This is a genomic window from Plantactinospora veratri (genome assembly GCF_036421995.1).
Lineage (GTDB): Bacteria > Actinomycetota > Actinomycetes > Mycobacteriales > Micromonosporaceae > Plantactinospora > Plantactinospora veratri.
The window spans coordinates 50,700-63,774 of record NZ_JAZGQL010000036.1 but is presented as its reverse complement, the minus strand read 5'-3'; the positions used below and the strand labels follow the sequence as shown (position 1 = coordinate 63,774).

17 protein-coding genes are annotated in these 13,075 nt (G+C 70.4%); 5 read left to right on the top strand and 12 right to left on the bottom strand.

Annotation, left to right across the window (positions count from 1 at the left end):
• Window positions 1-25: 25 nt before the first annotated feature.
• The 4 genes from V1634_RS32815 to V1634_RS32800 all read right to left on the bottom strand — a co-directional run bounded on the left by V1634_RS32815 (window position 26) and on the right by V1634_RS32800 (window position 4,706).
• Window positions 26-1,045 carry a serine hydrolase gene (locus V1634_RS32815; protein ID WP_331211505.1) on the bottom strand — a complete coding sequence of 340 codons (1,020 nt, stop codon included), beginning with the start codon at window positions 1,043-1,045 and terminating at the stop codon, window positions 26-28.
• A gap of 213 nt (window positions 1,046-1,258) precedes the next feature.
• Window positions 1,259-2,020: a succinate dehydrogenase/fumarate reductase iron-sulfur subunit gene (locus V1634_RS32810; protein WP_331211504.1), complete on the bottom strand. Its 762-nt coding sequence runs from the start codon at window positions 2,018-2,020 to the stop codon at window positions 1,259-1,261.
• Window positions 2,017-3,954, bottom strand: coding sequence for a fumarate reductase/succinate dehydrogenase flavoprotein subunit (locus tag V1634_RS32805; RefSeq protein WP_331211573.1), 1,938 nt, complete (start codon window positions 3,952-3,954; stop codon window positions 2,017-2,019). Before V1634_RS32805 ends, V1634_RS32810 begins: the two co-directional genes overlap by 4 nt.
• Before the next feature lie 20 nt (window positions 3,955-3,974).
• Window positions 3,975-4,706, bottom strand: coding sequence for a succinate dehydrogenase cytochrome b subunit (locus tag V1634_RS32800; protein ID WP_407951893.1), 732 nt, complete (start codon window positions 4,704-4,706; stop codon window positions 3,975-3,977).
• Window positions 4,707-4,735: 29 nt separating this feature from the next.
• Between V1634_RS32800 and V1634_RS32795 the strand changes: the two genes are divergently transcribed.
• Complete coding sequence (locus V1634_RS32795; protein WP_331211572.1) at window positions 4,736-5,671, top strand: LysR family transcriptional regulator; 936 nt, start codon at window positions 4,736-4,738, stop codon at window positions 5,669-5,671.
• 22 nt (window positions 5,672-5,693) lie between these two features.
• Here V1634_RS32795 and V1634_RS32790 read toward each other — a convergent pair whose 3' ends face one another.
• From V1634_RS32790 to V1634_RS32775, 4 genes are all read right to left on the bottom strand, one after another.
• The gene (locus V1634_RS32790) at window positions 5,694-6,218 is read right to left on the bottom strand and encodes a tetratricopeptide repeat protein (protein ID WP_331211502.1); all 525 of its coding nucleotides are present in this window, start codon (window positions 6,216-6,218) and stop codon (window positions 5,694-5,696) included.
• Between the two features lie 114 nt (window positions 6,219-6,332).
• A complete protein-coding gene (locus tag V1634_RS32785; protein WP_331211501.1) occupies window positions 6,333-6,917 on the bottom strand; it encodes a DUF1707 SHOCT-like domain-containing protein in 585 nt (194 codons plus the stop codon).
• A 47-nt stretch (window positions 6,918-6,964) separates the two neighbouring features.
• Window positions 6,965-7,192, bottom strand: a complete 228-nt coding sequence (locus tag V1634_RS32780) for a hypothetical protein (protein ID WP_331211500.1) — start codon at window positions 7,190-7,192, stop codon at window positions 6,965-6,967.
• A gap of 37 nt (window positions 7,193-7,229) precedes the next feature.
• Window positions 7,230-7,379, bottom strand: coding sequence for a hypothetical protein (locus V1634_RS32775; RefSeq protein ID WP_331211499.1), 150 nt, complete (start codon window positions 7,377-7,379; stop codon window positions 7,230-7,232).
• Between the two features lie 306 nt (window positions 7,380-7,685).
• On the opposite strand from V1634_RS32775, the gene V1634_RS32770 reads away from it, so the two are divergent.
• Both V1634_RS32770 and V1634_RS32765 read left to right on the top strand, forming a co-directional pair.
• Window positions 7,686-8,552, top strand: a complete 867-nt coding sequence (locus tag V1634_RS32770) for a helix-turn-helix domain-containing protein (RefSeq protein ID WP_331211498.1) — start codon at window positions 7,686-7,688, stop codon at window positions 8,550-8,552.
• Between the two features lie 18 nt (window positions 8,553-8,570).
• Complete coding sequence (locus V1634_RS32765; RefSeq protein ID WP_331211497.1) at window positions 8,571-8,777, top strand: DUF397 domain-containing protein; 207 nt, start codon at window positions 8,571-8,573, stop codon at window positions 8,775-8,777.
• Window positions 8,778-8,951: 174 nt separating this feature from the next.
• On the opposite strand, the gene V1634_RS32760 is transcribed toward V1634_RS32765, so the two are convergent.
• The gene (locus V1634_RS32760; RefSeq protein WP_331211496.1) at window positions 8,952-9,305 is read right to left on the bottom strand and encodes a winged helix-turn-helix transcriptional regulator; all 354 of its coding nucleotides are present in this window, start codon (window positions 9,303-9,305) and stop codon (window positions 8,952-8,954) included.
• Window positions 9,306-9,352: 47 nt separating this feature from the next.
• Between V1634_RS32760 and V1634_RS32755 the strand changes: the two genes are divergently transcribed.
• Window positions 9,353-10,240 carry an NAD(P)-dependent oxidoreductase gene (locus V1634_RS32755; protein ID WP_331211495.1) on the top strand — a complete coding sequence of 296 codons (888 nt, stop codon included), beginning with the start codon at window positions 9,353-9,355 and terminating at the stop codon, window positions 10,238-10,240.
• 184 nt (window positions 10,241-10,424) lie between these two features.
• On the opposite strand, the gene V1634_RS32750 is transcribed toward V1634_RS32755, so the two are convergent.
• Window positions 10,425-10,940: an SgcJ/EcaC family oxidoreductase gene (locus V1634_RS32750; RefSeq protein WP_331211494.1), complete on the bottom strand. Its 516-nt coding sequence runs from the start codon at window positions 10,938-10,940 to the stop codon at window positions 10,425-10,427.
• 115 nt (window positions 10,941-11,055) lie between these two features.
• Window positions 11,056-11,598: a MarR family winged helix-turn-helix transcriptional regulator gene (locus V1634_RS32745; protein ID WP_331211493.1), complete on the bottom strand. Its 543-nt coding sequence runs from the start codon at window positions 11,596-11,598 to the stop codon at window positions 11,056-11,058.
• Window positions 11,599-11,862: 264 nt separating this feature from the next.
• On the opposite strand from V1634_RS32745, the gene V1634_RS32740 reads away from it, so the two are divergent.
• Window positions 11,863-12,273 (top strand): nuclear transport factor 2 family protein, encoded by a 411-nt coding sequence (locus tag V1634_RS32740; protein WP_331211492.1) that lies wholly within the window; start codon window positions 11,863-11,865, stop codon window positions 12,271-12,273.
• A gap of 60 nt (window positions 12,274-12,333) precedes the next feature.
• Here V1634_RS32740 and V1634_RS32735 read toward each other — a convergent pair whose 3' ends face one another.
• The gene (locus tag V1634_RS32735; RefSeq protein WP_331211491.1) at window positions 12,334-12,978 is read right to left on the bottom strand and encodes a CG0192-related protein; all 645 of its coding nucleotides are present in this window, start codon (window positions 12,976-12,978) and stop codon (window positions 12,334-12,336) included.
• Between the last annotated feature and the right edge of the window lie 97 nt (window positions 12,979-13,075).

The following is a 13,075-nucleotide window of genomic DNA, read 5'->3' as shown; positions in this document are numbered from 1 at the left end:
CGGCGTCGGTCCGGGTGCCGGGGCGTCAGCCGCCGTTGGTCGGCTGGTACATCCTGGGACGGCGGGCCGGCACCGAGAGGTTGCTCAGCCCGTCGACCGCGGCGAGGAAGGCCGGACCCATCGCCGCCCGGGCCTGCACCGCAGGGTGGGTCGAACCGAAGTTGTCCGGGTCGGCCTGGCCGTCGGCGAAGAGTACGTACGTCAGCACCGGCGTACCGGCCGGGTCGAAGATCAGTCCGGCCTCGTGCCGGGCGTTGCCGAACCAGCCCGCCTTGGTGGCGATCCGGGCCCGGTCGGCCGAGGACATGTTCCGGCGGATGCCGTCGGTGAACGCGATCGGCGCGCGGAGCTGGTTGAGCAGGAAGGTGGTCGAGGTGGCCGAGAGCAGCGTGCCCCGGACCAGCGCCTGGAGCAGGTCGTGGGTCTCCCGGGCGGTGCTGGTGCCGAGGAAGAACCGGTTCGGGTTGGCCACCGGCTCGACCTGGGTCTTCGGGAACCCCTTGGCGACGAGGATCTGGTTGAGTTCGGCGGCCGGGCAGACCAGGCCGCAGAGCCGGACGGCGGTGTCGTCGGAGACGGTCAGCAGCGCGGCGAGCACGTGCCCGAGGGTCACCGAGCTGGGATAGGCGCCGTCCAGGCTGAAGATGCCGTCGCCGCCGGGCACCACGATCGCCGAGGTGACCTCGACCCGCTGGTCCAGGGTGAGCAGCCCTCGGTCGACCTTGTCCAGTACCGCCGTCGCCACCGCGATCTTGTTGACGCTGTACGCCTCGACGACGGTGTCCGGGTTCTCCCGTACCGCCGGCAGTGGCGCCGGGCCGGCCCCGCTGGCGACGCTGAGGTAGGCGTACCAGTTGCCGCCGGCCTTCGTCTTCTCCCGCCGGTAGATCGCGGCGACCTGGTCCGCGCGGGCCCGGTCGGGGCTGTCGAGTTTCCGCCCGCCACTGTTCGGTGCGGCCATCGCCGGAGTGGCGGTACCGAGCACGACGCCGGCGGTGGCGGCGCTGCCGATGCCCAGTGCGGTCCTGCGATTCACCCTGCTCACCACGTGCTCCCATCGGAGGAGTCGATGTCGCCGGCCGGCGGCTGCCCGGTGCGGACGCAACCCCTGGGGGCGCTGCCGGATCTGCGGCTTGCTGACCGGTAACAATAGGCGACTCCGACCCGGATCGCTGCGGCGTCCGGCCCGCACCCGCGCCGGTGTACGGCGTCGTGTGCGGGTCGTGCCGGGCCCTGGGCGGGTGGGGTGCCGGGTGGGTCAGGTGCCGGGCGCTCCGTCCCGCTCCCGGGTGGCCTTGAGATAGTCGCGGTTGAGCCGGCCGATGCTGGTCAGCGGAATCCCCTTCGGACAGACGGCCGTGCACTCGCCGATGTTGGTGCAGCCGCCGAAGCCGGCCTCGTCGTGTGCGTCGACCATCCCGACGACCCGGGTGGAGCGCTCCGGCTGGCCCTGCGGCAGCAGGCTCAGGTGGCTCACCTTGGCGGCGGTGAAGAGCATCGCCGAGCCGTTCGGGCAGGCCGCGACGCAGGCGCCGCAGGCGATGCAGGCGGCCGACTCGAAGGCGGCGTCGGCGTCGGACTTGCGGACGAGTTGGGCGTGCGCCTCCGGGGCGGAACCGGTCGGCGCGGTGATGTAGCCACCGGCCGCGATGATCCGGTCGAACGCGCTCCGGTCCACCACCAGGTCCTTGATCACCGGGAACGCCTTGGCCCGCCACGGCTCGATGTCGATGGTCTGGCCGTCCCGGAAGTGTCGCATGTGGAGCTGGCAGGCGGTCGTCGCCCGCTCCGGCCCGTGCGCCACCCCGTTGATCACCATGCCGCAGGCGCCGCAGATGCCTTCCCGGCAGTCGTGGTCGAAGGCGACCGGTTCCTCGCCGTCGAGGGTCAGCCGGTCGTTGAGGACGTCCAGCATCTCCAGGAACGACATGTCGGGGGAGACGTCCGGGACCTGGTAGCTCACCATCCGGCCGGGATCGTCCGGTCCGCTCTGGCGCCAGATCCGCAGGGTCAGGTTCACTTGTAACTCCGCTGGGTGGGGTGGACGTACTCGAACTTCAGGTCTTCCTTGTGCAGTACCGGCGGGCGGTCGGCACCGGTGAACTCCCAGGCCGCCACGTAGCTGAAGTGGTCGTCGTCGCGCTGCGCCTCGCCCTCCGGGGTCTGGCTCTCGCTGCGGAAGTGCCCGCCCGCCGACTCGGTGCGGTGCAGCGCGTCGATGCACATCAACTCGGCCAGTTCGAAGAAGTCGGCGACCCGGCCGGCCTTCTCCAGCGCCTGGTTGAGCCCCTCGCCGTCGCCGGGGACCCTCACCCGCTGCCAGAACTGCTCCCGCAGGCTGCGGATCTCGGCGAGCGCCTTGCGCAGCCCGGCGTCGCTGCGCTCCATGCCGCAGTGGTCCCACATGATCTGGCCCAGCTCGCGGTGGAACGAGTCGACGGTCCGGTCGCCCTGGCAGGCGAGCAGCCGGCCCAGCCGGTCGGTGACGTCGTCGCGGGCCGCCACCACCTCGGGATGGTCCTCGGCCAGCGGCTCGAACGGCCCGGCGGCGAGATAGTCGGCGATGGTGCTGGGCAGTACGAAGTAGCCGTCGGCCAGGCCCTGCATCAGCGCCGAGGCGCCGAGCCGGTTGGCGCCGTGGTCGGAGAAGTTCGCCTCGCCGATCACGAAGAGGCCGGGGATGGTCGACTGGAGATCGTAGTCGACCCAGAGCCCACCCATGGTGTAGTGCACCGCCGGATAGATCCGCATCGGCACCTCGTACGGGTCCTCGCCGGTGATCCGCTGGTACATCTCGAAGAGGTTGCCGTACCGGTCGGCGATGGCGGAGCGGCCGAGCCGGTCGATCGCGTCGGCGAAGTCGAGATAGACGCCGAGCCCGGTCTGCCCGACGCCCCGGCCGGAGTCGCAGACGTTCTTGGCCGCCCGGGAGGCGATGTCCCGGGGGACGAGGTTGCCGAAGGACGGGTACATCCGCTCCAGGAAGTAGTCCCGCTCGTCCTCCGGGATCTGCCGGGGTGGCCGGTCGTCGCCGGCCGCCTTCGGCACCCAGACCCGGCCGTCGTTGCGCAGCGACTCGCTCATCAGGGTCAACTTCGACTGGTGGTCGCCGGAGACCGGGATGCAGGTGGGGTGGATCTGCGTGTAGCAGGGGTTGGCGAAGAGCGCGCCCTTGCGGTGCGCCCGCCAGGTGGCGGTGACGTTGCAGCCCTTGGCGTTGGTGGAGAGGTAGAAGACGTTGCCGTAGCCGCCGGAGGCCAGCACCACGGCGTCGGCGAAGTCGCACGTGATCTCGCCGGTGACCAGGTCGCGGACCACGATGCCCCGGGCCCGGCCGTCGACCACGATCAGTTCCAGCATCTCGTGCCGGCTGTGCATCTCGACCCGGCCGAGCCCGATCTGCCGCTCCAGCGCCTGGTACGCCCCGAGCAGCAACTGCTGGCCCGTCTGGCCCCGGGCGTAGAAGGTGCGCTGCACCTGTGCGCCGCCGAAGGAGCGGGTGTCGAGCAGGCCGCCGTACTCCCGGGCGAACGGGACGCCCTGGGCCACCGCCTGGTCGATGATCTCCACCGAGACCTCGGCCAGCCGGCGTACGTTCGACTCCCGGGACCGGAAGTCGCCGCCCTTGACGGTGTCGTAGAAGAGGCGCTGGATCGAGTCGCCGTCGTTGCGGTAGTTCTTGGCGGCGTTGATGCCGCCCTGGGCGGCGATCGAGTGCGCCCGGCGCGGGCTGTCCTGGTAGCAGTACGACCTGACCTGGTAGCCCTGCTCGCCCAGCGTCGCCGCGGCCGAGCCGCCGGCCAGCCCGGTGCCGACCACGATCACGGTCAGCTTGCGCCGGTTGGCCGGGTTGACCAGCTTGGCGTCGAAGCGGCGGCGCTGCCAGCGGGTCTCGATCGGCCCGTCCGGGGCCTTGGTGTCGGCGATCGGCTCGCCGAGGGTGAAGAGGTCCAGCCCGTTGGTGGAGTCCATTGTCAGCGCACCAATCCCGCGATGACCGCGAAGGGGACGACCAGGTAACCGGCGCAGAGCGCGACGGCGAAACCGAGCGAGATCGCCCGGGCCCGGGCCTCGCCCCGGGGAGTCTGCTGACCGAGGCTGCGGAACGCGCTGAACATCCCGTGCCGCAGGTGGAAGCCGAGGGCGACGATCGCGACGGTGTAGAGCAGGGTCACGTACCAGCGTTCCGGCGCGAAGTCGGCGGCCACGTTCGCGTACGGCCGGCGCGGGTCACCGACCGGGTTCAGGTCGCCGGTGGTCAGGTCCAGCAGGTGGTAGACGACGAAGAGCGCGATGATCACCCCGCCCCAGCGCATGGTCCGGGCCGCGTAGCTGCCGTGCACCTTGGGGCGGTGCGCGTACCGGACGGGTCGGGCCGCCCGGGCCCGCCGGGCCAGTACGGTGGCCGACCAGATGTGCGCGACCAGGGCGATGCCGAGCACGGCGCGCTGGATCCACAGGTACCAGGTGTCCGGCAGCACGGGGGCGCCGATGGTACGCAGCCAGTGCGCGTAGTGGTCGAACGACTCGGGGCCGAAGAAGATCTTGAGATTGCCGAGCATGTGCGCGATGAGGAAGAGCACCAGCAGGATGCCCGTCACCGCCATCACGGCCTTGAGGCCGATGCTGGACCGGATCGGCGACCGCGTCGATACAGCTGTCACCTGACAAACGCTAGGAGACCTCCGACTAGTCGTCCAATGCATCGAAGCCTTAGCGACGATAGCTGTAGGCTATCGGAGTGCAGCTCCACCAGTTGAGATACTTCGTCGCGGTCGCCGAAACCCGGCATTTCACTCATGCCGCCGACAACGTGGGCATTACCCAGCCGTCACTGAGTAAGCAGATTCACGCCCTGGAGACGGACCTCGGCGCCCCGCTCTTCGAACGGGTACGCGGCAACATCGGCCTGACGGCCGCCGGCGAGGTGCTGCTGCCGCTCGCCGAGCGCATCCTGGCCGACGTCGACACCGCCCGCCGGGAGGTACAGGAGATCGTCGGCGTCCGGCGCGGCCGGGTACGCCTCGGCGCCACCCCCAGCCTGGCCACCTCGCTCGCCCCCACCGTGCTGCGCCGGTTCCGGGACGCCCACCCCGGCGTCGACCTGCGGGTGGAGGAGAGCGGATCGCAGGACCTCGTCCGCGACCTGCTCCGGGGCGAACTGGACCTGGCGCTGATCATCCTGCCCGCGACCGGCGCCGACCCGGCGCTGATCGCCGAGCCGATCCTGCGGGACAACCTGGTGGTCGCCTCGCTCAACCCGCTGCCGATGACCGACTCGGCCGGCACCATGCACCTCACCGACCTGCGCCACCAGCCACTGGTGATGTTCCGGCAGGGCTACGACCTGCGGGACGCCACCCTGCGGGCCTGCCGGGAGGCGGGCTTCGAGCCGACGCTAGCGGTGGACGGCGGCGAGATGGACGCGGTGCTGAGCTTCGTGGAGGCGGGACTCGGCGTGGCTCTGGTGCCGGGCATCGTGGTCGCCCGCCGCCCGAGGCTCTGGGTCACCCCGCTGGCCCCGCCGGGAGTGCACCGGACGATCGCACTGGCCCGGCGCCGCGAGCCGGAACCCACACATGCGGCGCGGGCGTTCCGGCGGATCCTGCTGGAATACATCGGTACGGCGGCCGAGAACTCGACCCTGCCGGCGGGCGTCACGCCGTACTGACGCGGCCCGGCATCCCGGTTGGCTATTCCGGCTTGGCGTCAGGGGTGAGCAGCAGCCGCGCGTAGTTGGCCATCGAGCGCTGGTAGCGGGGCAGGTGCGGAGCGAGCGCGGCGACCGCGACCGACACCGCCTCCCGTTCCCGGCCGCTGTCGGCCAGGCAGAGCGCCAACGTGGCGCTGATCGCGTCGGCGAGGCCCCGCGTCGGCTCGTCCAGCGTCGCCGGGTCGATGTCGCGCTCGGCCCTCAGTAGGGTGACCGCGAGTTCGGCCTCGCCGATGTTCCGCAGCGAGCTGGACATCTGGATCACGGCCCGGCGCCGCCGGTAGCCGGCGAGCCCGTGGTCGAGCGCCGACCGGTAGAGCGGAACGGCCCGGTCGGAACGGCCGGTGGAGTCCCAGGCACAGGCCCGCTCGAAGGCGGCGACCGGGTCGTCGTCGGGCAGCTCCGCCGCCAAACTCTCGATCAGGGCCCGGAACTCGTCCTCCCGGTCCTCATACTCGTCGATCGATGCCCACGCCTGCGCGACCCGCCGCTCCCAGTCCTGCATCCGTGCAGACTCGCAGAACCGCCGGCTCAGTCGAGACCGGCGCTGACCGTGGTGACCCGAGCCACATCTGCGGGCTCGCCACCCAACGCGCGTCGAGACTCGTCGCGGCTCGGTTTACCAGCGCCAGCGCCAGAAGCGGCGCTCGTAGCGCACCACCAACGTCCCGGCGGCGGTACTGCCGGTGACGACGAGGTGCGGGGCGGTCGAGCCCGGTTCGGGAGTGGACGGCACCTTCGCCGTCGCCGTGCCGGCGCTCGTGTTGACCCCGTCGATGTTGGCGGTCGCGCCCGCCGGCAGCACGATGGTCGTGGAGCCGGCCTGGGTGGCGAGGTCGATCTCGACCACCCGGTGACTGATCACGGCGTGCCGCAGGTCGAGCTTGACGCTGCCGGCCTTGCTGCGCACCACGAGTTTCCGGGGTACGGCCCACCGACCGGAGCGCTTGATCTCCCCGGCGAAGCTGTTCAGTTCGACGACCTCGTCGGGGGTGACGCTCGGGGCCATGGCCGGCAGGTCGGCGACGTAGGGCGCCACCTCGCTGTCGGTCCGGGCGCGCAACACGCCGTCGACGCGCTCCTCGAACTCGGGCAGGGTCAGTCGACCCTCCGCGACCGCAGCGCTCAACCGGGAGACGACGGCCTCCCGCTCGGCGTCGGACAGGCGCACCTCCCGCCTCGGCGGGACCAGGTCACCACTCACCCGACCAACACTACGGTTCGGTCGACGGGTACAGAAGCCCGGCCGGCTCAGTCGGGCGGCCCAGGAGTTCCCGACGTCCGCGTCTCGCCGGTCGGTCGCTCGCTTGCCGGTCGGTCGCCGGTCGTTCGTTCGGTGTGCGTGTCGTCGGTCGGGTCGAGCAGTTCGGTCAGGGTCAGCAGGGCCTCGACCGTCATGTTCCGCCGCCACGCCGTTTCGGTCAGCAGCCTCATCGCCGCGTAGAAGGGCTTCCGGTGGGTCAGTTCCTCCAGGCTCATCGGCCGTTCCTCTCTGGCGGGAGCCGGGTTACCGCGATCAGGGCCGGGCGTGGTGCTGGCCGGCGAGTTCGGAGGTGGTCGTGCCGCAGCGTGGACACCAGCGGGACTTGATTCTGAAGGCGAAGAGCCCGGCGAGGAAGCCGAGCAAGGTGCAGCCGACGACCGTGCAGAACAGGCGCAGCAGCATGGCGACCTCCTGATCGGAGGGATGCCGGGCAGCTGGTTGCCGCCAGAGGATCTGCCCGGCATCCCGGTTGCGGGACGCCCATCCGAGGGTGGGGCGGCCACGGCGTGCCCCAGCGGGGAGGGTGCGCGGTGCGCCGTGGCCGGTACGGGTCAGCCAACGCGTGACCAGAGCCGTACCGTGGGTCATGTTGCTGGAGCGTCATGCACGAACGCAAGGCTTGCGAAGTGCCCGCACTGTTCACATCGCGCGGCTTTTCCATTGCCTTGCAAACGCAAGCCACCGGAGACTGGAGAGGAGCGAAGGAGCATGAACGTGGCGGCACGAAAGCAACCGCCGACCGTCAGACTGCGCCGACTGGCGGCGGAACTCCGCGCACTGCGGCACGACGCCGGACTTACCCGGGAAGACGTCGCGGAACGGACCCACATGAATCCCGCCACGCTCTGGCGGCTCGAAACGGCACGGGCCCGCCCCCAACGGCGCACCCTGCTCGGTCTGCTCGACGTCTACGGCGTCGCTGATCTCGAACGCCGGCTCGAACTGGTGGACCTGGCCAAGGACGCGGGGCAACTGGGCTGGTTGCAGGCGTACGAGGATCAGTTGCCCGACGAGTACAGCACCTACATCTCGTTCGAGTCCGAGGCCCAGTCGGTCCGCAACTACGAGTCGCTCTTCGTTCCGGGCCTGCTCCAGACCGAGGCGTACGCCCGAGCCGTTACGGCCGGACTGTTGCCGGACGGAACGGCGGACGAGGTCGAACGGCGAGTCGAGGCGAGACTCAAGCGCCAGGAGTCGATCAGCAAGGCAGAGCCGCTCAAGGTGTGGGCGATCCTCGACGAGGGTGTGTTGCACCGAAAGGTAGGCGGCATGGAAGTGATGCGCGACCAACTGCAACACCTCGCGAAGCTCACCAAGCTGCCCAACATCACGGTCCAGGTGCTGCCGTACGAGGTCGGCGCGCACCCGGGCATGTACGGCGCATTCGCGATCATGGGCTTTCCGGATCCGGCCGATTCGGACCTCGTCTACATCGAGAACCGAGTCAACGCCCTGTTCCTTGAGCGCGACAGCGACATCGCCAGCTACACCGATCTCTTCGAGCATCTACGCGCGGCAGCGCTCAATCCGGCGGCTTCGGTCCGCTTGATCGCCCGTGCCGCTGAGCAGGATTGACGGAAGGAGGTGAGGAAGATGTATGAATTTGCTCCGCCCGATCCCACATGGCGTACGAGCAGTCGATCGGGTGCCAATGGCAACTGTGTCGAGGTTGCCGACAACCTCGGAGCCGTCGTTCTGGTGCGGGACAGCAAGGACCGGCCCGGCCCGGTGCTGACGTTCGGCCCGACCGCTTGGGCGGCCTTCACGATGTCGCTGAAGGACGGGACGCCTTCGGCGTAACCGTTCCGGGTGCGGTTCGGCGGCCCCTCCGCAACCACGGGCGGGGCCGCCGTCCGCGCCGTCGCGGGTAGCCACTTTTTTGTGCGTACTTGTCGGGCCACAGCCGTCGTACGAGTCTGGTTGCGGCGGTCGGACGGACCGCCGAAACCGGCTCGACGGGAGGTCGATGGTGCGTCAGGAGGCCGACGACTGGGCGGCGTTGAGTCTGTCCAGGCGGCGGTGTCCCCAGTCGGAGAGCGGCCCCACCGCCTCGGCGAGGTCGCGGCCGAACGGGGTCAGCGAATAGACCGTCTTCAGCGGCAGTACGTCGTGCACCTCCCGGTGCACCAGCCCGTCGCTCTCCATCTCGCGTAACGCCTGGGTCAGCACCTTCTCGGTGAGGCCGGGCAGCCGCCGCCGTAGCTCGGCGGGGCGGTGCGGGCCGGATTCCAACAGCCAGAGCAGCGAAGTCTTCCACTTGCCGTCGATCACGGCGATCGCGGCGGTGACCCCGCAGACGTTCAGGTCACGGGCACGGCTGCGCGTCATCTACGTCCTCTTTACCCCAGTTCACACTAGTTCAGGAGTACTCGACCATGTCCTCGCATCCCGAACAGCCCGCTGTCACGGTACTCGGTCTCGGACCGATGGGTCGGGCCCTGGCCGGCGCCTTCCTGGACGCCGGCCTGCCCACCACGGTCTGGAACCGGACCCCGGGCCGGGAGACCGCCCTGGTCGAGCGGGGCGCGGTCGGTGCCGGCTCGGTCGCGGAGGCGGTCGCCGCGAGTGACCTGACCGTGGTCTGTGTGGTCAACAACGACGCGGTGGACGCCGTCGTCCGGACCGACGCCGCCGCCGAGGCGCTCAGGGGGCGTACGGTGGCGAACCTCAGCGCCGACACGCCGCAGCGGGCCCGGGACATCGCCGCGTGGGCGGCCGAGCACGGCATCGGCTACCTGGACGGCGCGATCATGACGCCGACCACGACCATCGGTACGCCGGACGGGGTCTTCATCCACAGTGGTCCGAGCGATCTCTACCGGCGGCACCGGCCCGTGCTGGAGAGGCTGGGCGGCACGCACACCCACGTCGGCGAGGAGATCGGCCGGGCGGCGGCGTACGACATCGCCCTGCTCGACATCTTCTGGACCTCGATGGCGGGCTGGGCGCACGCGGTGGCGGTGGCCCGGGCGGAGGGGATCAGTGCGCGGGAACTCGCCCCCTTCGCCCAGGGCATCGGCGCGATACTGCCGCCGATCTTCGAGCAGACGGCGGCGGAGGTCGAGGACGGCAGCTACTCCGGCGCGGACAACCCGATCACCTCGGCCGCCTCGACCATGACGCACGTCGTGCACACCGCCGAGGCGCACGGGATCGACGCAAGCGTGATGCGGGCGGTCGAGGGGCTGACCCGCCGGGTGATCGGGCTCGGCCACGGCACGGACGGCTTCCTCCGGGTCGCCGAACTCCTCGGTCGCCGCTGAGGCGTATGTCGAAGTCGGTGCCGGGGTCCGAACTGGTGTGCGGGTCTGCCGGGTGGGAGGTCGTGCTGCGGCGAGGTCTCCGGTGGAGGTTCAACGAGCAGAACCAAGACCGGAACTCTCGTGGACACCTGGTGGCGACGGGGCCGCTCGGCCTGGCAGACCTGCTTTGCTTCGAGGCACGCCCTTAGCCGTCGGTCTGGACCCGGGTGTTCTGGAAGGCCGCGATCAGCCAGCCGCCGGGGCCTTTGCTGGCCACGAAGGTCTGGATCGAATCCTCGCCCATTGGAACGATCTTGCCCCTGGTGTGGAAAATCGCGACGTCGGCGGAGAGGAAGCGCAGGTCGACGATCCGCGCTTCCACCTTGCTGTTCCTCAGCACGCCGTCGAACGCGGGCTGAAGCAGGTCGACGATCGCCTGCCGGCCGGCGGCATGGATGCCGCGAAAGTCGATCAGATCGGCGTCGGCGGTGTGGTACGAGGCGTACGCGGTGGCGTCGCCCCGCGCCCACGCTTCATTGATCTTGTCGAGCAGTCCTCGCACCTCGGTCTCGTCGGCTCCGGTCGCCGCTCCCGTACCGGCACTCGCTGACGGTGGCACCGACTTGTCGCGGTCTCGGTCGTTGTCCGCGCCACACGCCGCCAACGCGGCCACGGCGACGACCGACGCGACGACGAACTGACCGAACCGGAAGCCTCGCACGTGCATGACTGTCCACCCTCCATCGACAAGTAGCGACGGCTCCTGCCGTCCGCCAACCAGTCAACCGACTCGCTGCTGCAAGCAGCAAGTTCTCGCAGCAGCTATCCGGGGTAGATCAGGGTGCTCCCTTATCGCCCTCCGGGGGCTCGGCAGAGGGTGGTCGCAGGACCCGGCGCCCCCGGGTGGCGTGCTGCCGGCCCCCAGCGCGCAGATTGACGGTCTCGGCCCGGGCGTCTTGGCGTCCCTGCCGCAGGAACTCGAGCAGGAACCGCAACTCGGGGTCGGAGTACTGGCTGATCTGCCGCTGCCAGCGAACGTTCAACCGCTCGTAGTAGCCCGCGACCTGCGCGACCCGTTCCTCAACCACATGGATCACGACCCGCCGACGGTCCGCCGGATCAGGCTCCCGCCGCACATACCCGCCGCGTTCGAGCCGGTCCACGAGGCGGGTCACCGCACTCGTGGTCATTCCCATCAGATCGGCCAGCTGTCTGACCCCGGCCGGTCCGGTCTCCAACAGTGCGGCCAGCCCGTGCACATCAGAAACCGACATGTCGAGCTGATGGGCGACCGCGACCTGAAATCTCACCGCGGCGGAGATGTAGCGCGGCATCTCCTCCACCAACCCACCGATCAGCTCATCCCGGCCCTCCACCATCCACCCCTTCCGCCTCCGGCCCTGCGGCCATCGTCTCGACCGTAACGATCAGAGGACGGACAACCAGCACAGCCCGGCGTACCAGCGGAGGTGTCGCGCCCGCCGGTGGCGAGGTAGCCGGAAGTCGACCCGCGCGCAACGGCTAGTTCGCCGCGTGCATCTGGGCTGGGACGCGGTGGTAGCAGCCTGGCGGAGCTGCCCGATCGGGACCGTCCGGCTGCACGACGTCGGTTGCCGTTGACGACTGCCGATAGGCTGGAGAAAGTGACCCTCACCCACCGGGAAATCTTCGAACGGTACCTCCACGCCGGCGCGATCAGCCGGGATCCGGAGGCGGTCGCCGCACTGTTCACCGAGGACGGTGAATACGAGGCGCCGCTGCTGCCGGCCGGTCATCCGCTGCCGCGCCGGCTGGTCGGCCGGAGGGCGATCCGGGCCGGGATGGGTGCCTACCACAGAGAGCCGGCCTACCAGGGCACGGCTGACCTGGCGGAGTCCGGATACTCGTTGCACGAGACCGCCGACCCGGACGTCTTCGTCGTCGAGATCGACACGGTCCTCGTCGCGCCGACCGGGCAGCGTACGACCATGTCCCTGGTGCAGATCTTCCGGATACGCGACGGCCGGATCGCGAAGCTCCGCGACTACTTCCCGCCGCCACCACCCGCAGGGTAGTGCCGCCGGGCCGGTGGTCGACAGGCCCCCGGCCGTGGTGCCGCCGTGGGTGGTCCGGCCTCAGCGCAGGACGGCGTAGGCCAGCGCCACCGGGGTCGGCTGGCCGGGCCAGCTGCCGGTCAGGGCGGCGGTGCTCGGGGTGGCGCCGGTCAGCCCGCCGGCTCCGTTCTCGGGGCGGCGGAGGACGGTGAGTTCCGCGGCGTCCGTGACGATCGTCGTCGGCTCGTCCTCGACAACCCGACGGATCACGTGCACCGGCGGTACGGTGCTGCCCGGGGTGCCGCTGCCGGTCACGGTCATGCTCGGCGGGCGGACCTCGCGTACCCCGTCGACCTCGAAGAACTCCTCCGCCTGGCCGCTGCCGGTGACGATCGCGGCGGCCAGCGCGCTGGCGTAGACCGGGTCGCCGCAGGCGTCGTACACCCAGCGGCGGCCGAGCACCGAGTGCTCGGTGGTGCCGATCAGCCAGTCGTCGCCGCCGGGTAGCGGCGCGGCGCGGTAGGTGAGCGGCACCTGGTGCACCGGCCCGTCGCCGGACCTGACGAGCATAGTCTCGATCCCGACCGCTCCGTCCGGGTCGTCGAACCGGAAACTCGCGACGCGGACGACGTCGGCGGGGCCCCGGTACCAGCGCCGGCCGGGCAGCCAGTTCGCCAGGAGTTCGAGTTTGCCGGGATGCAGTGCGGCCCGGTGCAGCAGCGCCATGCGCAAGATCATAGCCGGCACTCTCGACGAGTACGGGCGCTGCACGCGCTCCGACGACCGGGCTCGTACCGGCGGCGGCGCACCCGCCGGGGCAGGG